This window comes from Paenibacillus sp. sgz302114, assembly GCF_056120345.1.
Genome location: NZ_JBVYOI010000003.1, coordinates 149,976 through 171,664, shown reverse-complemented (window position 1 = coordinate 171,664; position 21,689 = coordinate 149,976). Strand labels below are relative to the sequence as shown.

Here is a 21,689-nt window from a genome sequence, read left to right as displayed (position 1 = left end):
GGATCGTAGCTGTTTAACCTTATTTAGTCGTACCCATTTTCGTTAATTTTTGAGTGGGGCGCATAATAGGGAGCTGACGCTAATTCTCTGCATTCGAATCAATGCTCATTATTATCTTCTGACACTAACACTCCTGCTGCGGCAGGAGTTTTTTTATTTTTCCTACAGGGGAGAGATCGAAGATGAATCAGGAACTTCAAGAAATCATTCGGTTGGCCGGCACTTATAATTTGATTCCAATTGTACGTAATGTGATGGCAGATACCGAAACGCCCATTCGGATCTTCCAGCATTTCTATAAAGAACGTCGTGCGTTTCTGCTTGAGAGCGTTGAGGGCGGCGTGAAATGGGCGCGGTATTCCTTTATCGGCACAGACCCATTCATGTTGATCCGTGGCAAGAACGGCGAGATGGTCATTGAGAAGAACGGCGAAGAGACGATTCTTCGCGATAAGCCGATCGAGCTGCTTAAAGCACATCTGCGAGCATACCGCAGTCCATCCATCACGGGGCTGCCACCTTTTACAGGCGGAGCGATCGGATTCTTCGGCTACGATCTGCTGCAGTATTACGAGAAGCTTCCTGCACACCGCATCGATGATTTGAACATGAACGATTTGCAGTTTATGTTCTGCGATCAAATTATCGTCTTCGATCATTTCAAGCAGCAGGTGCAAGTGATTGGCAACATACATATCCCGCATGGAGCGACAGACCGGGATATCGAAGCGATATATCTGCAGACGGTCAGCAAGATCGAGGCGACAATCGAACGGCTGCAGCAGCCGCTGCAATCGGCTCTCGCTGGCGGCACTGTGCCGGCAGATCCAGATCTCGGCGATGTGCAATCGAACCTGACGAAAGAGCAGTTCCTTGCGAACGTTGAGAAGTCGAAGGAATTCATTCGCGCAGGAGATATTTTCCAAGTGGTGCTCTCCCAGCGGTTCAGCATCGAGACGGAAGTTGATCCGCTTCATGTATACCGCGTACTGCGTACGATGAATCCCTCGCCGTACATGTACTATTTGAAAATGGATGATGAAGTCATTGTCGGCACTTCGCCGGAAGCGCTGGTAAAGGTAGACGGCGAACGAGTGGAGACGCGTCCAATTGCCGGAACACGGCCTCGCGGCAAGACGCCTGAGCAGGATCTGCTCTTTGAGAAAGAGCTGCTCGCGGACGAGAAGGAACGTGCAGAGCATCTCATGCTCGTCGACTTGGGACGCAATGACATCGGCCGCGTATCTGAGTTCGGTTCCGTTCGCTGCGATTCGTACATGGATATTGAGCGCTACTCGCACGTTATGCATATTGTGTCCAACGTTTCCGGCAAGCTGCGCGAGGACAAAGATTTCTTCGACGCTTTTGTCTCCTGTATGCCGGCAGGTACAGTCTCGGGCGCACCGAAGCTTCGCGCGATGGAGATTATTGCTGAGCTTGAGAATGAAGCGCGCGGCGCTTATGCTGGTGCAATCGGCTATCTCGGTTTCGGCGGCAGCTTGAATACATGCATAACGATTCGGACGCTAATCTTCAAGAATGGCAAAGCTTATGTACAAGCAGGGGCCGGCATCGTATGGGATTCCGTACCGGAGAATGAGTATATGGAAACGGTGAATAAAGCGATGGCGATGCTGAAGGCGGTTCGCGCGGCAGAGGAGATCTTCGCAGAACCGAAGCGCGGCGTGAACATGATTAATATGGACTATTATGCGGGTGCGAAAGGGTGAGGAGTATGACAGTAACGAGCGAATTGATTACGATGCAGCGAGCGTTGACGACGCTAATCGGCGGCACAAGCCTGTCGCGTGAGGAAGCGCGCGGCGTAATGGAGTTAATCATGAATGGCGAGGCTACTGGCGCACAGATCGGCTCCGTCGCCACGGCACTCCGCATGAAAGGCGAGACGAAGGACGAGATCACGGGATTTGCAGAAGCAATGCGCGCGCATTCCCATCACGTGAATACAGAGCGCGGGGGGCTGCTGGATACTTGCGGCACAGGCGGCTCCGGCGTGCATAAATTCAATATTTCCACCGCTTCGGCGATTATCGCTTCAGCGGCGGGTATCCGTGTTGCGAAGCACGGCAATCGGGCGATGTCAGGCAAATCTGGCAGCGCGGATACGCTCGAAGCGCTTGGCGTCAATATTACACTAAGCGCAGAGCAAGCAGCTCGCTGCTTGGATGCAATCGGAATCTGCTTTATGTTTGCGCAGCTGTACCATCCGTCCTTGAAACATGCAGCTGCACCCCGCCGGGAGCTTGGATTCCGCACCATCTTCAATATGCTCGGTCCTCTAACGAACCCTGCGAATGCAGATCGTCAGCTGATCGGCATCTATGACCGCTCACGTACGGACACGATCGCAGCAGTGCTCGGTGAGCTTGGTCTCAATCGGGCGATGGTTGTTAGCAGCTACGATGGCCTGGATGAAATCAGCATTTCATCACCAACCCAAATCTCGGAGCTGCTGAAAGGCGATTTGAGAACGTACACGATTACTCCGGAAGAGCTCGGACTTACAACGCGCTCGTTATCCGATATCATCGGCGGCGACGCAGCGGAGAACGCGCGTATTATCCGAACGATCTTCAGCGGTGAAGAGCAGGGGGCGTACCGTGATATCGTGCTGGCGAACGCCGGAGCTTGCATCTATGTGGGCGGCAAAGCAGACACTCTGCAAGACGGGGTAGCTATTGCGAAGGGCATCATTGATTCCGGCAAAGCAGCAGTTAAGCTGCAGCAGCTGATTGAAACGACAGGAGCGTTGAGCCATGTTTCTTGATAAAATCGTATCAACAAAGCGCAAAGAAGTAGAAGCGCTTGCCGCGCAGTTCGATTTGGCTGCAGTGGAGCGCCAAATTGCAGCGCTGCCTGCCTGCCGAGGCTTCGAGAGCGCGATAACCGTGAGGCGGAATCGCCCGCTTGGCTTGATCGCAGAAGTAAAGAAAGCCTCGCCTTCCAAAGGACTCATTCGCGCCGACTTTGATCCTGTCACGCTGGCGCGGATCTATGAAGAAGCGGGAGCGGACTGCATTTCGGTTTTGACGGACGTTGATTATTTTCAAGGTCAGAATGAGTACTTAACGGCAGTGTCGCAAGCTGTAAGCCTGCCGCTGCTGCGCAAGGATTTCACGATCGATTACCGCCAAGTATATGAAGCACGGCTAATCGGTGCCGATGCGATTCTGCTCATTGCCGCAATTCTGAAGCCTGCCGAGCTGTCAGAGCTATATGATATTGCGAAGTCAATTGGTCTTGATGTACTGGTAGAAGTGCATGACGAGCAGGAGATGGAAGCGGTGCTGGAGCTGGATAAAGCGACGCTTGTCGGTATTAATAACCGCAATCTGCACACGTTCGTTACGGATATTAAGACGACTGAACGGTTGATTAGCCTAGTTCCGCCGGGCATTACAGTAATTAGCGAGAGCTCTTTAGCCTCGCAAGAAGATATTGATTTTGTCCAATCGGTTGGAGCTAAAGGGGTACTTATCGGCGAATACTTCATGCGTCAGCCGGATGTCGGCACTGCCGTCGCACATTTGATGGGGCCGGTGAAGGTATAATGACGCGTGTCAAAATATGCGGTTTGCGCGATAGCGAGACCGTTCGTGCGATGGACGGTTTGCCTGTGGACGAGATCGGTTTCGTCTTCGCGAAGAGCAAGCGGCAAGTGTCGCCGGCGCTTGCCGGCGAGCTGATCGGCGAGGTGCGGAAGCTCCGTACGCCGTCTGGCTCAGCGCCACAATCAGTAGGTGTCTTCGTGAATCCGACGATTGATGAGCTGCGCAAAGTTCTCGCAGAGGCGCCGCTGGACGTTGTTCAGCTGCACGGAGAAGAAACGCCCGCGTTCTGTGCAGAAGTACGGAATTTGCTCGAAGTGATGGTATGGAAGGTGTTCTCGGTCGTGGCTGAAGATAGCGAGGGAGATGTTGGGGCGGCGTCAGCCGGGCCAGATCGCTTGGCGGCTTTTGCCGGTGTCGTAGACGGTTTCCTCATTGATACAGCCGGTGGCGGAACAGGCGTTACTTTCGCGTGGCATGTCGTTGACCGCTATGCGTTGGTTGCCGCGCGGATCGGAGTTCCGCTTTATGTCGCAGGCGGCCTGCATCCTGATAATGTCGGGGAGCTGCTCAGCAGCTATTCGCCAAGCGGGGTGGACGTGTCCAGCGGTGTAGAGACGGATGGCGTGAAAGATATTCAGAAAATTAGATTGTTTGCAGAAAGGGTGAATGGTGTATGATCGAAGTTCCAGATTTGAATGGCCGTTTCGGCAAGTTCGGCGGTCGGTATGTACCGGAAACGTTGATGAACGCACTGCTTGAGCTGGAGGAAGCGTACAAGCACTATTCGAAGGATCCTGATTTTCTTGCGGAAATCCGCAATTTGCTGCATAAATACTCCGGTCGTCCGACGTCGTTGTATCATGCCCAGCACTTGTCGGAGAAGCTTGGCGGTGCGCAAATTTACTTGAAGCGCGAAGATTTGAACCATACCGGCGCGCATAAGATCAACAACACCATCGGCCAAGGCATTCTCGCGAAGCGGATGGGCAAAACGAAGATTATCGCCGAAACCGGCGCAGGCCAGCACGGCGTTGCTTCTGCAACCGTCGCAGCCTTGCTAGGACTCGAATGCAAAGTGTTTATGGGCGAGGAAGATATGAAGCGTCAAGAGCTGAATGTGTTCCGAATGCAGCTGCTCGGCGCAGAAGTCGTGCCAGTTACTTCTGGTACGCGCACGCTGAAGGACGCTTGTAACGAGACGCTTCGTTACTGGGTCAGCCACGTCGATGATACGTACTATATTCTCGGTTCGGCAACGGGTCCGCATCCGTATCCGATGATTGTCCGCGACTTCCAGCGCATTATCGGAGATGAGACGAGAGAGCAAATTGTGAAAGAAGCGGGCCGTCTGCCGGATTATGTTCTGGCGGCTGTCGGCGGCGGCAGCAACGCAATCGGCATGTTCTATCCGTTCATCGGTGATGACAGCGTGAAGCTGATCGGAGTTGAAGCAGCTGGTCGCGGTGTAGATACAGAAGAGCATGCTGCGACGATGACGAAGGGCCGTCATGGCGTATTCCAAGGCTCGCTCAGCTACGTACTTCAGGATGACCATGGTCAAGTTCTGCCAGCACACTCTATTTCGGCTGGTCTTGATTACCCGGGTATTGGTCCTGAGCATGCTTATTTGAAGGATATCGAACGCGCGAGATATGTGCCAATTACGGACGCAGAAGCGCTCGATGCGCTTCAATTGTTGTCTCGTACAGAAGGTATTATTCCAGCGCTTGAATCGGCGCATGCCATTGCGGAAGTTGTGAAGCTCGCTCCGACCTTGAGCCGTGAGGAGATCGTAGTCGTCTGCCTCTCCGGCCGCGGTGATAAAGACGTGCAAGCGATTATGGGCTACTTGAACGGAGGAGGGGATAGCAATGGCCATTAATGCAATTGATGCAGCATTCCAGCGCCTCCACGAGGAAGGCCGTACGGCACTTATTCCTTTTGTAACGATTGGCGATCCCGACTTGGCAACGTCAGTGGACATTATTCAAACCTTAGAGCAAGCTGGCGCGGATATGGTAGAGCTTGGCGTACCTTACTCCGACCCGCTTGCAGACGGTCCAGTCATTCAGCGTGCATCGGAGCGGGCGCTCTCGAACGCTCGTGTTACACTGGCGGACGTAATCGAGGTGGCCGACCAAGCGAGAACTGCAGGCGTAAAGCTGCCGTTTATTCTATTCTCCTACTACAATCCCATTCTTCAATTTGGTTTGGAACGCTTCTTTGACCTTATCACTACAAAAGGCATCAGTGGTCTTATCATTCCGGATTTGCCGCTTGAAGAGGATGCAGAGCTTCGTGCAATGGCAGAAAATGCCGATATTCATCTTATTCCTCTCGTCGCGCCGACGTCGAATGATCGTGTCACACGGATCGCTGCGAAGGCCCGCGGCTTCGTATATTGCGTATCATCACTAGGTGTTACAGGCGTGCGTGCTGACTTCCACAAGGGAATTGACGAGTTCCTCGCAACTGTTCGCAGTGCGACAGCAACGCCGATTGCAGTGGGCTTCGGCATTTCGAACCGCGAGCAGGTCGAGCGCTTCAGCAAGCAAGCCGATGGCGTTATCGTCGGCAGCGCGATCGTGCGCAAGATCGAAGAGGTTGTCCCGCTGCTCCAGTCGCCGGAAACGAAGCAGGACGGGCTTAATCAAATTCGCCAGTTCGTGAGTGAGCTGAGCGGCCGCGCGTAATTGAATACCATGAAGCCCTCTAGCTAGCGCAAAGCGCGGCAAGAGGGCTTTACTATTTCAGACAGATGCTTCTGTGCATAAAAGCTTAAAAGCGTGAAAGAAAATATCTGGTGCACTCTTTTAAATGCCAGCAACTTATGAGACAATATTGAAATAAAGTTTGTAACCTATTCTACGCCACTATTTATGAGGTGATTATTCATGCAACCAAAACAAAGTATTGTGCATTTGCCTGTGTACCAACCTGGTAAACCAATTGAAGAAGTGAAGAGAGAGCTTGGGCTGAAGGAAGTAATCAAGCTTGCTTCCAATGAGAATCCATTTGGCAGCTCTGAGCATGCCAAAGCGGCTATTCAGAATGAACTTTCGAACGTTAGCCTTTATCCGGACGGCGGCAGCGTAGAGCTGACGAATGACCTGGCAGCATATCTTGGCGTGACGCCGAAGCAGATTATTTTTGGCGCTGGCTCTGATGAAGTCATTCTAATGCTGGCACGTGCTTATCTGACGCCTGGCGACGAGACGATTATGGCGGATGAAACATTCCCGCAATATAAGCACAACTGCGAGATTGAAGGCGCAACAATAATCGAGGTTCCGCTGAATGACGGTACGCATGATCTGACAGCGATGCTCGCGAAAGTGACAGATCGCACGAAGATCATCTGGGTGTGTAACCCGAACAACCCAACGGGTACAATTGTGCGCAAAGCGGAGCTGGAAGCGTTCATCCGCCAAGTGCCTTCGAATGTTCTCGTTGTACTTGACGAGGCTTACTTCGAGTATGTGCTCGATGCAGAGTATCCAGATGGCATTACGCTGCTACCGGAATTCAAGAACGTGATCGTACTGCGCACTTTCTCCAAAGTGTACGGACTTGCTTCGCTGCGAATCGGTTATGGCGTCGGTCACGAAGATGTGATCCGTTCCATCAATCAAGTTCGCGAGCCGTTCAACACTTCCCGTTTCGGACAGGCCGCAGCGAAGGCTTCGCTTGCAGATCTTGAGTTCTTGAACAACTGCAAGTTGCGTAACGCTGAAGGCATCGCGTATTTGAATGAGCAATTCGACCGTCTCGGCTTGAGCTATTTCGAGGCGCACGGCAACTTCGTCATGGTCGATGTGAAGCTCCCGTCTCAGCAGGTATTCGACGGTTTGCTGCGCAAAGGGATCATCTCCCGTGCACGCTGGTCGTACTACCCGACTCATATTCGGATTACAGTTGGCAGCCGCGAGCAGAACGAAGCGTTTATCCGCGCATTGGAAGAAGTACTTCAGGAAGCGGCGGTGCTAGGTTAACATCATGACAAAAATCGCGATATTCGGCGTCGGACTGATCGGCGGCTCGCTTGCGCTTTGCTTTAAAGGCAAACCGGGCTTAACCGTTGTCGGTCATTCCGTACGCGAATCATCCGTAGCCAAGTACCTCGAGAGGGGCGTCGTCGATCATGCGACGACGTCTCTTCGCGAGGCAGCAGAAGGCGCGGATTTTATTTTTCTATGTGTGCCTGTCGGCTCGCTTGCGCAATACGTGGACGAGCTTAGCCAGCTTGAGCTGAAGCCGGGCTGCATCATTACGGATGTAGGCAGCACCAAAGCATCTGTCGCTGCATCAGCGCGGAATGCGAAGCTAGGCGACGCAGTATTCATCGGCGGCCATCCGATGGCAGGCTCCGAGCGCTCAGGTGTAGAGGCGGCTTCCTTGTATCTATTCGAGAATGCCTTCTACGTGCTGACACCAGAGCCGTCGACAGCTCAATACGATGTAGACCGTCTGACGGAGCTGCTCACTTATACAAAAGCGCACATCGTTCATGTGCACCCCGAGGAGCATGATGAGATCGTCGGGGCAATTAGCCATCTGCCGCATATCATTGCAGTCGCGCTTGTAAACCTTGTACGCGGCCATAACGAAGGGAATTCGCTGTACAGTCAGCTTGCAGCGGGAGGCTTCCGTGACATTACGCGTATTGGCTCCAGCGATCCGGTAGTATGGCGCGACATTTTGGTGAACAACCGAACTGTGCTTCTTAAGCTGCTGCAGGAGTGGCAAGCGGGTACGACGGCCTTCATTGAGATGCTGCAGAACGAAGACGGCGAAGGGATCGAGGCTGCGTTCAAGAAGTCGGGCCAGTTCCGCAGCACGCTGCCGGAGCGCCGCAAAGGAATGATTCATTCCGTATTCGAATGCTATATTGATGTGCCGGATCATCCGGGCATTATCGGCAAAGTGGCGACGGAGCTCGGCAACAGCGAGATCAATCTTAGCAATGTTCAGATTATTGAGAGTAGAGAAGATGTGCCAGGCGTTCTGCGTCTCAGCTTCCGGACTCAAGAGGATTTGGATAGGGCTGTTCTAAAATTGGGCGAAATTGGCTATTCTGTTCATTTTTAAGTTGTATGTTATGAAATGAAAACGCTTATTGACAGAATGAAAACGTATACATATAATAAAAGTACAGTATGGTTTCTCTCCACTCCTATCCTAATCCATCGCAGAATTTGCGGGGCCGCCCTAATAGGGCGGTCTTTTTTTTTTGCTGAAGTGGAACATTTAAATCGTTTCATCCGTTTATTGTTGTGGGTAATGAGAGTACGGTGCGTTGACTGCACGAAGCTTTGAAAAAAATTTATCCTTACTGAAAAGGATTCATGATACAATTGGCGTGTTGATTGTAAAAAAATGGGCACCGCTTTCATGTCGAAAGAAGCAGGAATTTGGACTCATTTCACGAATTTAATAGTGATCTTTAGAATGAATGAATTTTTTTGTTTGGGATCGCGCAACTTTTCACTCTCGTTTCGGTACAATGTTATACCGAACCGGGAGCACTCCTAAGGCCAAGGAGGGTCGCCCGCGATGACGGATTCCCAGCTTATACGCGAAATCAAAGATGGAAACATACAGCTATATTCGGAATTGATGCGGCGCTACCAACGTAAAATCCTTGCCTTCATCTACCACATGTTAAAGAGTGCGAAGCTTGAATTGTTGGCAGAGGATCTATGCTCTGAGACGTTTTACAAGGCGTATCGCAGCCTGCATTCATTCCGGGAAGTCGATGCTTCCTTCTCTACGTGGTTGTACACCATTGCAAGAAATACGGTACTTAGCGAACTGCGCAAGCAAAAAACAGGCAGCGTGTCCTTCGATGAAGTCGGATTCATTCCGATTGCCCCGCCAGATGCAGTGCCGGAACACCGGCTGCTGCAGAACGAACGGATGTCGATGGTTCGTGAAGCGATAAACAGCCTGCCGGAGAAACAGCGTTCCGCGCTTATTTTACGGGAATATGACCAGCTGGATTATCAAGAGATTGCCAGCATTCTTGGTCAGACGGTTAGCTCCGTCAAGTCGCTTCTGTTTCGAGCACGCAGCAGTGTCAAAGTACAGCTTGAGCCGTATTTCGGGGAGTCGCCGATGCTGGAGGAATACGAGGGGATGAAAATGCGATGAAATGCCTTGAAGCCGGGCAATTATTTGGTGTCTACTGGGATTTGCCGGAGGACGACATCGAACGCAAGTCCGTCGATGAGCATCTCCTAACCTGTGCAGCATGCAGGGAGGAATTTCAAATTTGGGAAGAGAGCGAACAGTTAATTCGCGTCTTCTCGGAAGATTCAGAGGAAATCGGTCCGATTGACCATGTGAACTTTGGCGTCATGGACCGTATATATAACGAACAATCCTGGTACATGCCTGTACCGAACCGGAGCTATCAGTTCACGAGGTCATTCCGCAGAAACGTCACCTTAATTATTGCTTGTTTCATGGCTATGTTCGTATGCGGCTTGTTTTATTTGCTGACGGGGACCAATGATGCTTCATCTGCTCAAGTGGCCAAACTGACTGGGCTTCTGGAGACAGCGAATGCAGCTACAGACAGCACCGTTATAAGCGCCGACTTCTACGCGGACGTACCGGTAGCGAGCATCAGCGATCCAATTGTACTGAATATTGTACCAACGGTTCCGCAATACTATGTGGCGTTGTCGCTGCTAGGAATCATCGTAACGCTGCTTATTCTTAACTGGTTCTCACGTACACGTAATTAAGCTGGATTTCCAACATACATATCTTTCAGACTGTCATGAAAAGGGGAGCGAAAGCTTGAGAATCGGACTGATTCGGCACGGCAAGACAGATTGGAATGCACTTGGCAGAATACAAGGACAAACGGATATCCCGCTCAATAACGAAGGTATCCGTCAAGCTCGCGCGCTCGCTTATCGTCTTCAGCATGAAGCGATGAAATGGGACGCAATCATCTCAAGCGACTTGTCTAGAGCCATCGAGACAGCAGCCATTATTTCGAAGGCGCTCGAAATCCCTCTTTTACCGCCTGATACAAGGCTTCGGGAACGTTTCTATGGCGAGATAGAAGGAACGACAGAAGCGGAGAGGCTGAGTCTTTGGGGTCCGGAATGGAAGAGATGCGACTGCGGACAAGAAGGCGATGCTTCCGTACGCGAGAGATCGCTCGCTTTCGTCGAAGAGACGGCTGCAGCGAACGAGGCGCGGAACATTCTTGTCGTAACCCACGGCAGCTTGCTAGCCCAGCTGCTCAAAGCGATGTGCACAGATCTTGCTGATAAGCCGATTCACAATTTGTCATTCTCTATTATGGAACGTACTGATTCAAACTGGAATCCGATTCTCCACAATTGCACGCTTCATTTGGAACAGTTGCAGAATTAACTCGTATACAGAACAGCCGTCAATCCTCGAATTTCTAAGAGGATTGACGGCTTTTTTTATTGCTCTGGTTATAATTTTCGTCAATGTTCCCATAATGGTAGTAAACCTGTGAGGCGCTTGGAACGGAGGGCTGTATATGAATTTAGCAGATATGCTTAGTTATGCGGATATTGGGCAGCTAAGTCGGATCGCGACGACCTATCAATGTGAGTGCAACGGGAATTCGAAGAATGATCTCATCCAGTCGATCCTGTCTACTGTGAATCGAAGAGATGTATTTGAAGCACAGATTGGCGCGATGAAGCTGGAGGATCTACGATTCATCAATTCGCTGCTTTTTGATGCCAGAGATGCGTTCAGCTTGGAAGAGCTAGTCGCACGTGTACAGCAGAGCCGGTTTGTTAGTTCTGCGGAAGAACCGAAACAAGGCGCAGACGATGGAAGCCATGCATTACCAGTCTCAAAGAAAGCGGAATCCGCAAAGAACAAAGCTGCTAAACTATCAAACAAATGCCGGGCATCGAAAGAGAAGCAAGTGCAGGAGGATGGCCCGCGCGATACGATCTCAAGGTTCAAGCAATACGGTTGGCTATTCAATGGTTATGCTGGACCCAATCGTTATTTGTTCCAGGTGCCTGCAGACTTGAAGGAAAGATTCAAGGAAACGATGGAACGCAGGCTTGTCTCCCAAGTCGTATATACTGGCGATGAACCTCATGCTTATCGCGATGAACAGATGCTGATGGGCGAAGATGTCGCACAGCTGCTCACCTACATTCATCTCAATGAAATTCCGCTAACGAGCGAAGGCTTCATGTATAAGCGGAATGTCCTGCAGCTATTGGAGCTGTTTGGGGTGAAGGAGCAATTGCCTGTCAAGGGAGAATGGCGCTTCGGTTACGGCAGAAGAATGAAGGAATATCCGAACCGGCTCTCGCTCCTCTACGATTATTGCTTCTATAAAGGATGGATTGCAGAAACGAGCACCGGACTCGAGTTGACAGCTGCAGGTAAAGAGCGACAAGAGCTTCGCACACCAGAGGCATCGGACAAGCTGTATCAATTTTGGCTGCGGCTGTACAAAGGGCCCATTCCGAATATCAGAGCGATTGTTCACTGGATTGATAAGCTCGGAAGAAGCTGGGTCAGTGCAGATACGATGCACAGTACGTTGAAGCCTTACATCAAACCGTTCTACTACGACGAGCCGGGAACGATTCTCGAGCAGCGATTGATTAGTATGTTGATGCATCTGGGCCTTCTGCGGATTGGCGATCACCACGAGCATGGACAAGTCATTCGGATGACGCCGCTTGGCCGCACGATTGTTGCGGGACTGAGCATTGATGATGAAGCGATTGTTTTGAACAGCTGACGAGAAGAGCAGATCAGATAGGATGAGATGAATCAAATCTAGGCAACAGCACATTCGTGCATGTGAGGGGGCCATCGTCCTTAGCGGTGGCTGGCAAGATGAATATGATAACGTAGAGCCGGTTTGTATTAGTAAAGGGTAACAGACAGATGGTACCCACCTATATGCTTTCACTTATTCGCCTGCGGGAATCGTCACAGATCGGATGGAAAGCTATTGGCGCCTAAGGAAGGATTATAGGATCTCTTAAACGCGGTGTTGGAGGTGTATCCTATGGACAAAATGAAAGTATCGTACGAAGTGATGCTCGGGCTCGCTGCAGAAATGTTACTCGATGAAGCTGTACTCAAATTCCGTAGGGATAAGCTTTATCAAGCCATTGATGAGGCGCTTGCATCAGGCGATCGAGATACGTTCCGTCGCTTGACTGACGAGCTGAAGTCACTATACGTATAATGAAGGCGGATATGAACGTCCGCATGGGCTATAGCCTGCACAATCGTCCTTTCGCGAAATGAAAATTTCGTTTGGTCGTGAGGTGCAGGCTGTTTTTGTGTTCCGGAAATGTGGTAGGATGGTAGAGAAGTGTTGAAATTCGACACTTGTTTACATAATGAAGGACTGGTGAATAACTCAATGAAATTTAGCGATTTAAGTGCAGACAGCTGGGCAGAGCTTGCCCCATATCTGGACACGGCGGTTCTGCCTGTAACCGGTCTGCAAGGAACAGAGATGCCGCATGAGGCTACAGCGGCACTCGAACGACTGCGGGATGTGCTCGATCTGATCGAGATTCCGTTCAAAGGAAGAATCGTTACCTATCCAGCTTGCCAATATGGCGCATGGTCGCCGGAGCTTATGAGGCAATTGCAATTATTGACCGGTAATCTGCGTCAAGTCGGCTTTAAATACGTGATAATCGTATTGAATAGTCCATTACCTGGTGAATCACACGCGGAGACAGGCGCAGACCTCGTAATCAGCCTTGATGAACAAGGAGAATTGCCTGCAGCTGAGAGCGTGAATGATGCCGTTCGACAGCTTTGGCTCGGACGAGCGTAAGGGTAGGAAGATGTGCGTGGCAGAATACGCATAAGGTGACAGCGGTTGGGGAAAAACATAGCCAGAGACAAGGTTAAATGTGACAAAATGACAACAAAATGAAGACCGCTTCTTGAACAGATGAGCAAAAACGCCTGCCATATTCTTGACGCTCTATATGACCTAGGCTATTATAGGTAATGTCCAAGTTCAACGTATGTTTTGCCTACTCCGGCAGAACACAAGATATGGCTCAGCAAAGGGGGTAGAACAGAAGATGAGTAACCATGGAAAACAGGATAAAGCGAATAGCACGGCTAAACGTGGCATATCTCGACGTCAATTTTTGTCGTATACGCTAGGCGGCGCAGGCGCATTCATGGCTGCAGGCATGTCACTACCGATGATCCGTTTCGCGGTTGATCCAATTCTGCAAAAGAAATCAGCCGGAACGTGGATTAAAGTAGTTGAAGCAAGCAAACTTACGAACGAACCTCAAGAGTTCAAGTTCAAAATTCACCAAGTGGACGGCTGGTATGTCAGCGATCCAGAATTGACAGCTTGGATCTCCAAGGATGACAGCGGAAAAGCATTCGCGTTGTCCCCGGTTTGTAAGCACTTGGGTTGCACAATTGGCTGGAACACGGAGAAGAACAACGAGTACGTTTGTCCGTGCCATGGAGCACATTACACCAAGGACGGTAAAAACTTGGTCGTAGCTCCGAAGCCGCTCGATGAATATGACTTGAAGATTGAGAATGAATGGGTGTATCTTGGCCCAGTTAAAGCAAACACACGGGTGAAATAAGGAGGCGTAAGCTCAGATGATGAAAGGTGTATACAACTGGATTGATGAACGTCTTGATATTACGCCGATGTGGAGGGACGTTGCGGACCACGAAGTTCCGGAGCACGTAAACCCTGCGCATCACTTCTCTGCATTCGTGTATTGCTTCGGCGGATTGACGTTTTTCATCACAGTAATTCAAATTTTGTCGGGTATGTTCCTGACGATGTACTTCGTTCCAGATATCATTAACGCTTACAAATCGGTTGACTATCTCCAGCACAAAGTTGCATTCGGCGGTATCGTTCGCGGCATGCATCACTGGGGAGCGAGTCTTGTAATTGTAATGATGTTCCTACACACGCTTCGCGTATTCTTTACGGGTTCCTATAAGGCACCTCGCGAAATGAACTGGGTTGTCGGTATGTTGATTTTCTTCATCATGCTCGGACTTGGTTTCACAGGCTACCTGCTTCCGTGGGATAACAAAGCTTACTTCGCGACGAAGGTCGGTATTCAAATCGCTGAATCCGTGCCGTATATCGGTACATATATCAAAGAACTGATGCAAGGCGGAGAGATCGTAGGCGCTGAAACGTTAACTCGCTTCTTCGCAATTCACGTTTTCTTCCTGCCAGGTGCGCTTCTTGCGCTTCTCGCGGCACACTTCTTTATGATCCGGAAGCAAGGTATTTCGGGACCACTATAAGCCGAAGGGAGGCATATTGCGAATGGCACACGGTCACAAATCGAACGAAAAAGTCGTATTCGTTGGTGATTCGCGGGTTCGTAAAAAAGCGAAGACAGGTCCGTCTATCCCTCCTGACTATTCTTCCTACCCAGGTAAATCGGAAGCATTCATTCCGAACTTCCTGCTGAAAGAATGGATGGTAGGTGTCGTTGTACTCGTCGGATTCCTAGTTCTGACGATTGCAGAACCGGCTCCGCTTGGTTACCCTGCAGATCCTACAAATGCTGCGTTTATTCCGATGCCGGACTGGTACTTCCTGTTCCTGTATCAATTTTTGAAATTGCAATACGTATCGAAGGACTACGTCGTTCTCGGTACAGTCGGTATTCCTGGTGTTGCTTTCGGCGCGCTTCTACTGGCTCCATTCCTGGATACTGGCAAAGAGCGTCGTTTCTACAGACGTCCAATTACAGCGATTCTGATGTTCATGTCGCTTATCTCTGTCTTCTACCTGACGAAACAATCGTGGGATCACTACCAGCACGAGCTGAAGCTGACGAACACGGTTCCAGAGCATATCATTCGTGAAGAGAAAGCAGAGGAAGCCGCTAAGAAAGCGGCTGCATCCGGCGGTAGCGCCGAAGCTGCACCAGTTGATATTCCACTCGTGGGTAAAGACGATCCTGCTGTTCAAATTACACAGAAAGCACAGTGCGTGGCATGTCACGGCGCTGATCTTAAAGGTAATGAAAGTGCGGGCATTCCATCGTTCCACGGAATCGGTGATGAATTCTCGAAAGAAGAGCTTGTTGATATCGTAACTAACGGTAAAAACAACATGCCTTCATTCAAAGACAAGCTCAGCCCTGAGGAAATCGATCAGCTGACGACTTGGCTTGCTAAACAGAAAAAAGCATAGCTTATAGCATAAACTAAAACCTGATCGTTCTAAGCGATCAGGTTTTTTTCAAATTGTTGAAGGGGTTGTTCGACGTGAATGCTGCAAGTGTATTGGTTAGCCGGAAGCTGCTCACGAGCCGGCTCATGCTTTGGACGCTGTTCTGGATTAACGCGGCAGGTACAATATACGGATACATATGGTATGGCCAGCAAATTGAATATACGCTTCAGAACCAGTCGCTATGGCAGGTTGTTTTCGTGCCGGACAGTCCGACAGCAAGCTTGTTTTTCACCTTATCGCTACTGTTTCTGCTCTACCCTCGGTTATCGAAGCCGAGTCCGATTTATATTGGCTTGCGCACCATTATTGAAGCGCTAGGCGTCGTTACCTCGATCAAATACGGATTTTGGGCGGTCACGATGATCTTGGCAGGTGGCGCACAAGGCGATCAGCTGCAATGGGAGCATTATATGCTCATCGTTTCGCACCTCGGGATGGCTATTGAAGCGCTTCTGTTCATCCGTTTCTTCATCTTTGGTCGATTTGCTGCATTCCTTGCGCTGGTGTGGTTGCTGCTCAATGATACGATTGATTACACCTACTTCGTATTTCCGTGGCTTCCGGATGAGCTTGAGAATAACATCGGAGCGATTCAATCGTTTACGATGGGCCTTTCTGTTGTTAGCCTACTGCTGACGTGGCTGTTTATATCGCTTAGGAAGGTCTAAGATTGGACATCCCCCCATAAATTAATTAGGGGAGGGATGAGCATGAGAGCATCATCGTTGTTCGCGCTGCTCTGCAGTGCAGTGATTATAGGAGTATTGGCGATAGGCGGATTTGCTTCGCAAGCTGCAGCTGCGGCACCAACTCCCGCTGTTGAGAGTACGGCGTCGGACAAGCTGGACAGCAGCCCGCTATCGAAGCTGAGTCAGTTGACAGATCAGCTATATACGGCTGCAAATGATGCTAACAGACAAGTCGTGTACACGTTGTTGCAGCGGATCGAAGGGCTGAGCGCATACGAAGCTGTCCGTAAGAATGGAACAGAAGCGGGCTGGGCTGCATTCGATCAAACCGTGAAGCAGATGAAGCAAAGGGTCTCTGAGAAAGGGATGAGCCAGCAATGGTATCTCGAGGCAGCGAAGCTCAAGCTCGCGAGCGATGCGCTCTATCGTCCAACAGTCCCGCTATGGCTGCAATATGAAGGCGTGCTGAAGGATGATGAGAACCGTATCAAAGTAGCGTGGCAATCTCAGATTGAAGGCCACGTCGCAGCGGCTAAGGTGAACCTGGATATCTATCGCGATCATATGGATCGTTTTGAAATAGCGGCACTTATGCAGCGGGATGAGAGTCAGATTCAAGCGGTGAAGGCTCAAATTACGTATACGGAGCGGATCTTGGCAGCCGTGGGTGGGGGAACGGTGAAGCCGCAGGAGGTGCTATATGCGCTGAATGGGCTTGATTCAGCTGCGAGCCGGCTGTTCCGATTATCGGATGGCCAGCCTGCCTTAGCCGAAGCGATAACGCCGGGTATGACAATTGGCGAATATCGCAAGGGCAGCGGTCAGATCGTTGAAATGTTCATCGCCGCTTTCGTAATGGCCATTCTTGGCTTTGCAGGCTGGCGCAAATATAGCATCTACCGGGATGAGGGAGAAGCGGTATCCCGCAATAAGTTAAAATAAGCGGATCTTGGTGAACTAGACGAGGGCGGCGTGGTACGGTGCGGCGTGGTACGGTTCGGTTCGGTTATTCTTCCTTAAAGCCTTCGCCGAGCACTTCGTGCACGTCGGTAATAATGATAAATGCAAGTGGGTCGATACTGCGAACAATCGTTTTGAGCTGCCGGATTTCATGGCGGGCAACGACGCAGTATACGACCTCTTTTTGTTTGCCGGAATAGGCTCCCCTAGCCGGATAGAGCGTGACTCCGCGGTCCATCGTCTCGTTAATAAGCTTGCCCATCTCTTCGCCATGATCTGTTACAACGGAGAACGCTTTCGCTGCATATGCGCCTTCTTGAATGAAGTCAATCAGCTTGGACGCGATAAAGACGGCTACGAGCGTGTACAACACTTTCTCCTTCGGGATATAGAGCAGGGAGAGTCCAATAACGATGATATCGGACACAAGGATGACTTGTCCCATGCTCCAGCCTTTCATCTTCGTTGCAATTCGCGCAATAATATCAACGCCGCCAGTCGTTCCGCCATATCGGAAGACGATACCGAGGCCACTGCCAAGCGTCACTCCGGCATACAGTACAGCAAGTATGTAATCGTTTGAAGTGCGGAACGGCTCAATCCAACCGGAGGAAATGAGTTTCTCCATTAAAGCAAGGAATACGGAGAGCGATACGGATCCGAATATCGTGTAGCCGATATGCGAGCGTCCAAGCACCTTCCACCCGAGAAAGTACAGCGGAATATTAAGCACGAGCGTGGTGATGGATAACGGCCAGCCGAGCGCGTAGTTTAGCAAAATCCCGACGCCTGTTACGCCGCCTTCCATGAGTTGATTAGGTATAACGAAGTACTGTAAACCAAAAGCATAGATGGCTGTCCCCAGCATGACTAGCGGAAGCGTGTGCAGGAGCTGAGAGAGATTGAATTTCATCTAAGATGCTACTCCTTTCAAATGGTCGCAAAATGATAAAGGCTATAACATAGTATGTCTCTTTGCAGGGATTGTCAAAAGCATTGTTTTCAAAAGCGCTTTGATATAACATATGGGAAGAGAAGTTGGTTGTCCAAGTGTTAACGGTTGTCGCCGTTCTCTGGTGGTAAGAAGCTAACGTTTCGCGGAGACATGATAGAAATTTGTACAAGTGAATCATGTGAATTTATATACGTCAAGAAAGGATGTTACACGTTGTCTCAGAAAACGATAGCAGACCTGCAGCGCGAGGTTGACGACTATATTTCGCAGTTTAAGGAAGGTTACTTCAGCCCATTATCTATGCTCGCGAGAATGAGCGAGGAAGTGGGCGAGCTTGCGCGCGAAGTGAACCATCATTATGGCGAGAAGCCGAAGAAAGCGGATGAAGCTGATAATTCCATCGAGATGGAGCTCGGCGATATTCTATTTATCGTCATTTGCTTCGCCAATTCTTTAGGCATCGATCTTGCGGAAGCGCATGACCGTGTAATGAATAAGTTTAATACTCGGGATGCGGACCGTTGGACGCGAAAAAACGTCGAACAGTAACTCACCTCCTTACATATGCTGTACCATCAACCTGTGTACAAGGAGGATGGGCGGATGGACGGAGATAGCAGCAGCATTAAGAAAGCTTACGAAGCCATCCTAAGCGGCGATTTTGAACAGGCAATCATACACTTTGAAGAGGCGATTGCGCTGGAACCAACGAATGGAGCGGCGTATTACAAATGCTCCATTACTTGCGCCCGCAGCGGAAAATGGCAGAAATCGCTTACGCTTGCAGAGCAGGCCGTACGCTTGAATCCAGAACAAATAGAATACCAGTTTCATCTGGAAAATGTAAAAGCAAAAGCACTCGTCATTGAAGCGGAGAGCATCTTGTCGAACAATCCGGCGCGCACCGAAGATGCGCTGGAGCTGTTACGCGAAGCTTCAAGGCTAGACCCGCTGAATATAGAAGCGCTGCTCATGCTTGGCGCTGCGTATGCGACGCTTAGCCGCTACGATGAAGCGGCTGCTTGCGCGCGTGATGCGGTTCGACTCGAGCCGGAGCACTCCGCAGCCCGGAGGCTGTTTGCAGATATGAACCGCCGGAGTCGGACATTGCGAGCGAAGAGTGGGCGAACTAAACGGAGAAGGAACAGGTGAAACTTGTGTCAAATGAACAAATTCGCGTTGCAGTAGTTGGAGCAAGCGGCCGAATGGGCCGAGAAGTTGTGAAAATGGTACTACAGGATGAAATGCTGACACTGGCTGCGGCGGTATCACCATCCGCTGGTCCGATCGATGCAGGCACATTGGTCGGACTCCAGCCCTGCGGAGTAACAGTAAGCGCTGATCTTGAAGCGGCGCTTGCAGCTGCGAACGCTGACGTGCTCGTTGATTTCACTGTACCTCATGCCGCCTATGGCAATACAAGAACGGCAATCGCTCATGGCGTACGCCCAATCATGGGCACAACGGGCTTCACGCCGGAGCAGATCACTGAGCTGGACGAGCTTTGCAAGGAGAAGGGCATCGGCGGCTTGATCGCACCGAACTTCTCTATTGGTGCCATTCTAATGATGCAATTCGCGGCGCAAGCTGCCAAATATATGCCTCATGTTGAAATTATCGAATATCATGGCGATCAGAAGCTTGATGCGCCTTCCGGTACGTCGATCAAGACCGCTGAGCTGATCTCGGCATCGCGTCAAGAGCTCCGCCAAGGTAATCCGAAGGAAGAAGAAGTGATCGAAGGCGCACGTGGCGGCTATTATAATGGATTCCGTATACATAGTGTTCGTTTGCCAGGCGTATTTGCACAGCAAGAAGTAGTGTTCGGCGGATACGGCCAAACATTGAAGATTCGCCATGATTCCTATGAGCGTGCCGGATATATGCCGGGCGTCAGTGTAGCATGCAAGAAAGTAATGGCTTATACGGGACTTATTTATGGTTTCGAGCATTTAATGGACTAACAGCTTACCGAAGGGGCAGGCTGCTATAGAGAGAAACCGTGGATACGAGAGAGGTGCGAGAGAGAGATGAATATCGCGTTTATTGCTCACGATCGAAAGAAAGATGAAATGGTCAATTTCGTAACAGCCTATGAGCATGTGTTTCAGGGGCATACCTTATATTCGACAGGTACGACCGGTACCCGCATTATGGAACAGACGAAGCTGTCTCTCCACCGCTTTATGTCAGGGCCGCTTGGCGGCGACCAGCAGATCGGCGCGCTCGTTGCGCAGAACGAAATGGACCTTATTATTTTCTTGCGTGATCCGCTGATGGCCCAGCCGCATGAGCCGGATATTATTGCACTGCTTCGCCTTTGCGATGTGCAGGGCATTCCAGTGGCGACGAACGTAGCAACAGCCGAGCTGCTCGTGCGCGCATTGCAGCGCGGCGACTTTGCATGGCGGGAACTTGTCCACAAATATAAGCCGGGTGAAAATTAATGAGCACGATTGATATATTAGCATTTGGCGCGCATCCCGACGACGTTGAGATTGGCATGGGCGGCACAATTGCCAAGCATGTGCAAGCTGGTTTCAAAGTAGCAATATGTGACTTAACGGAAGCGGAGATGTCTTCGAACGGCACCGTGGAGACGAGGCGGCAGGAAGCCGCCGAAGCCTCTGCGGTGCTTGGTCTATCCGATCGCTCCGTGCTGAGACTGCCGGACCGGGGCTTAACAGGTTCATCGGAGCAGCTCGCTGCAATCGTCACCGAGATCCGCCGGGTTCGTCCGCGTCTCGTGTTCGCGCCGTATTGGTCGGACCGTCATCCGGACCATGTCATCTGCAGCCGGCTGATCGAAGAGGCGGTCTTCAATGCGAAGCTTCGTAATTACTTGCCGGAGCTGCCGCCGGTACAAGTCGAGCATCTGTACTTCTATTACATCAATGACCAGAACGATGTCAGCTTGATTACGGACATTAGCGAGCATATGGATACGAAGATTCGTGCGCTGCAAGCATACCGCTCGCAATTCGCGCCTCCCGCGGAAGGCGAAGACCGTGTGCGGACTCCGCTGACAGACCGCTATATCCAGCGCGTCGAGGCAAGAGACATGCTGCTGGGGCAGACGAGAGGGTTCGGATACGGCGAAGGATTTGCAATTAGGCGTCCACATGCGGTAACTTTATTTTAACTTTATACAATTTATAAGTTTCTCTGAGGCAGCCGTTTATACGGGGTAAGCAAGTTCTATTTTCTAAATGTAAAGCTGAATTTTTTATTTTTGGCATATACATAGGCAGTAGCGTTGTAACAAC

General features: G+C 50.6%; 25 protein-coding genes. 24 read left to right on the top strand and 1 reads right to left on the bottom strand.

The genetic code is table 11. From position 1 onward, the window contains the following. Positions 1 to 182 precede the first annotated feature (182 nt). From trpE to AC0LWF_RS09815, 19 genes are all read left to right on the top strand, one after another. The gene (gene trpE / locus AC0LWF_RS09905; protein ID WP_474651385.1) at positions 183 to 1,730 is read left to right on the top strand and encodes an anthranilate synthase component I; all 1,548 of its coding nucleotides are present in this window, start codon (positions 183 to 185) and stop codon (positions 1,728 to 1,730) included. Positions 1,731 to 1,735: 5 nt separating this feature from the next. Continuing rightward, entirely contained in the window at positions 1,736 to 2,788 is a 1,053-nt protein-coding gene (trpD, locus tag AC0LWF_RS09900; RefSeq protein ID WP_474651384.1) for an anthranilate phosphoribosyltransferase, read from the top strand. Then, complete coding sequence (trpC, locus tag AC0LWF_RS09895; protein WP_474651383.1) at positions 2,778 to 3,572, top strand: indole-3-glycerol phosphate synthase TrpC; 795 nt, start codon at positions 2,778 to 2,780, stop codon at positions 3,570 to 3,572. Before trpD ends, trpC begins: the two co-directional genes overlap by 11 nt. Continuing rightward, positions 3,572 to 4,249 carry a phosphoribosylanthranilate isomerase gene (locus AC0LWF_RS09890; RefSeq protein WP_474651382.1) on the top strand — a complete coding sequence of 226 codons (678 nt, stop codon included), beginning with the start codon at positions 3,572 to 3,574 and terminating at the stop codon, positions 4,247 to 4,249. The genes trpC and AC0LWF_RS09890 overlap by 1 nt, the downstream gene beginning before the upstream one ends. Then, a complete protein-coding gene (trpB, locus tag AC0LWF_RS09885; protein ID WP_474651381.1) occupies positions 4,246 to 5,454 on the top strand; it encodes a tryptophan synthase subunit beta in 1,209 nt (402 codons plus the stop codon). The genes AC0LWF_RS09890 and trpB overlap by 4 nt, the downstream gene beginning before the upstream one ends. Continuing rightward, positions 5,450 to 6,265 carry a tryptophan synthase subunit alpha gene (trpA, locus tag AC0LWF_RS09880; RefSeq protein WP_474651749.1) on the top strand — a complete coding sequence of 272 codons (816 nt, stop codon included), beginning with the start codon at positions 5,450 to 5,452 and terminating at the stop codon, positions 6,263 to 6,265. Before trpB ends, trpA begins: the two co-directional genes overlap by 5 nt. Before the next feature lie 201 nt (positions 6,266 to 6,466). Then, positions 6,467 to 7,564, top strand: a complete 1,098-nt coding sequence (hisC, locus tag AC0LWF_RS09875) for a histidinol-phosphate transaminase (RefSeq protein WP_474651380.1) — start codon at positions 6,467 to 6,469, stop codon at positions 7,562 to 7,564. Positions 7,565 to 7,568: 4 nt separating this feature from the next. After that, positions 7,569 to 8,660: a prephenate dehydrogenase gene (locus tag AC0LWF_RS09870; protein ID WP_474651379.1), complete on the top strand. Its 1,092-nt coding sequence runs from the start codon at positions 7,569 to 7,571 to the stop codon at positions 8,658 to 8,660. A 465-nt stretch (positions 8,661 to 9,125) separates the two neighbouring features. Beyond that, positions 9,126 to 9,722, top strand: a complete 597-nt coding sequence (locus tag AC0LWF_RS09865; protein WP_474651378.1) for an RNA polymerase sigma factor — start codon at positions 9,126 to 9,128, stop codon at positions 9,720 to 9,722. Continuing rightward, positions 9,719 to 10,321: an anti-sigma factor family protein gene (locus AC0LWF_RS09860; protein WP_474651377.1), complete on the top strand. Its 603-nt coding sequence runs from the start codon at positions 9,719 to 9,721 to the stop codon at positions 10,319 to 10,321. Before AC0LWF_RS09865 ends, AC0LWF_RS09860 begins: the two co-directional genes overlap by 4 nt. A 55-nt stretch (positions 10,322 to 10,376) precedes the next feature. Then, complete coding sequence (locus AC0LWF_RS09855; protein ID WP_474651376.1) at positions 10,377 to 10,964, top strand: histidine phosphatase family protein; 588 nt, start codon at positions 10,377 to 10,379, stop codon at positions 10,962 to 10,964. 136 nt (positions 10,965 to 11,100) lie between these two features. Beyond that, positions 11,101 to 12,339, top strand: a complete 1,239-nt coding sequence (locus tag AC0LWF_RS09850; protein ID WP_474651375.1) for a hypothetical protein — start codon at positions 11,101 to 11,103, stop codon at positions 12,337 to 12,339. A gap of 273 nt (positions 12,340 to 12,612) precedes the next feature. After that, the gene (locus AC0LWF_RS09845; protein WP_090574012.1) at positions 12,613 to 12,795 is read left to right on the top strand and encodes an IDEAL domain-containing protein; all 183 of its coding nucleotides are present in this window, start codon (positions 12,613 to 12,615) and stop codon (positions 12,793 to 12,795) included. Between the two features lie 180 nt (positions 12,796 to 12,975). Beyond that, complete coding sequence (locus AC0LWF_RS09840) at positions 12,976 to 13,401, top strand: DUF2487 family protein (protein WP_474651374.1); 426 nt, start codon at positions 12,976 to 12,978, stop codon at positions 13,399 to 13,401. Positions 13,402 to 13,657: 256 nt separating this feature from the next. Beyond that, entirely contained in the window at positions 13,658 to 14,188 is a 531-nt protein-coding gene (locus tag AC0LWF_RS09835; protein ID WP_474651373.1) for a QcrA and Rieske domain-containing protein, read from the top strand. Between the two features lie 16 nt (positions 14,189 to 14,204). Continuing rightward, positions 14,205 to 14,876, top strand: a complete 672-nt coding sequence (gene qcrB, locus AC0LWF_RS09830; protein ID WP_090574015.1) for a menaquinol-cytochrome c reductase cytochrome b subunit — start codon at positions 14,205 to 14,207, stop codon at positions 14,874 to 14,876. A 22-nt stretch (positions 14,877 to 14,898) separates the two neighbouring features. Further along, positions 14,899 to 15,777, top strand: a complete 879-nt coding sequence (locus AC0LWF_RS09825; RefSeq protein WP_474651372.1) for a c-type cytochrome — start codon at positions 14,899 to 14,901, stop codon at positions 15,775 to 15,777. Positions 15,778 to 15,902: 125 nt separating this feature from the next. After that, complete coding sequence (locus tag AC0LWF_RS09820; RefSeq protein ID WP_474651748.1) at positions 15,903 to 16,487, top strand: DUF1405 domain-containing protein; 585 nt, start codon at positions 15,903 to 15,905, stop codon at positions 16,485 to 16,487. A gap of 42 nt (positions 16,488 to 16,529) precedes the next feature. Then, on the top strand, positions 16,530 to 17,450 hold the full coding sequence (locus tag AC0LWF_RS09815) for a sporulation protein YpjB (protein WP_474651371.1): 921 nt from the start codon (positions 16,530 to 16,532) through the stop codon (positions 17,448 to 17,450). Positions 17,451 to 17,514: 64 nt separating this feature from the next. Here the strand turns inward: AC0LWF_RS09815 and AC0LWF_RS09810 are convergent, their stop codons facing one another. Beyond that, positions 17,515 to 18,381: a YitT family protein gene (locus tag AC0LWF_RS09810; RefSeq protein ID WP_474651370.1), complete on the bottom strand. Its 867-nt coding sequence runs from the start codon at positions 18,379 to 18,381 to the stop codon at positions 17,515 to 17,517. Between the two features lie 255 nt (positions 18,382 to 18,636). Here AC0LWF_RS09810 and AC0LWF_RS09805 point away from each other — a divergent pair, with 255 nt between their 5' ends. From AC0LWF_RS09805 to bshB1, 5 genes are all read left to right on the top strand, one after another. Next, the gene (locus tag AC0LWF_RS09805; protein WP_474651369.1) at positions 18,637 to 18,972 is read left to right on the top strand and encodes a nucleotide pyrophosphohydrolase; all 336 of its coding nucleotides are present in this window, start codon (positions 18,637 to 18,639) and stop codon (positions 18,970 to 18,972) included. A gap of 54 nt (positions 18,973 to 19,026) precedes the next feature. Next, positions 19,027 to 19,575, top strand: coding sequence for a tetratricopeptide repeat protein (locus AC0LWF_RS09800; RefSeq protein ID WP_474651368.1), 549 nt, complete (start codon positions 19,027 to 19,029; stop codon positions 19,573 to 19,575). Next, positions 19,572 to 20,387, top strand: coding sequence for a 4-hydroxy-tetrahydrodipicolinate reductase (gene dapB, locus AC0LWF_RS09795; RefSeq protein WP_474651367.1), 816 nt, complete (start codon positions 19,572 to 19,574; stop codon positions 20,385 to 20,387). The genes AC0LWF_RS09800 and dapB overlap by 4 nt, the downstream gene beginning before the upstream one ends. 66 nt (positions 20,388 to 20,453) lie before the next feature. Next, positions 20,454 to 20,870: a methylglyoxal synthase gene (locus AC0LWF_RS09790; protein ID WP_474651366.1), complete on the top strand. Its 417-nt coding sequence runs from the start codon at positions 20,454 to 20,456 to the stop codon at positions 20,868 to 20,870. Beyond that, positions 20,870 to 21,565: a bacillithiol biosynthesis deacetylase BshB1 gene (bshB1, locus tag AC0LWF_RS09785; protein ID WP_474651365.1), complete on the top strand. Its 696-nt coding sequence runs from the start codon at positions 20,870 to 20,872 to the stop codon at positions 21,563 to 21,565. The genes AC0LWF_RS09790 and bshB1 overlap by 1 nt, the downstream gene beginning before the upstream one ends. Positions 21,566 to 21,689 lie beyond the last annotated feature (124 nt).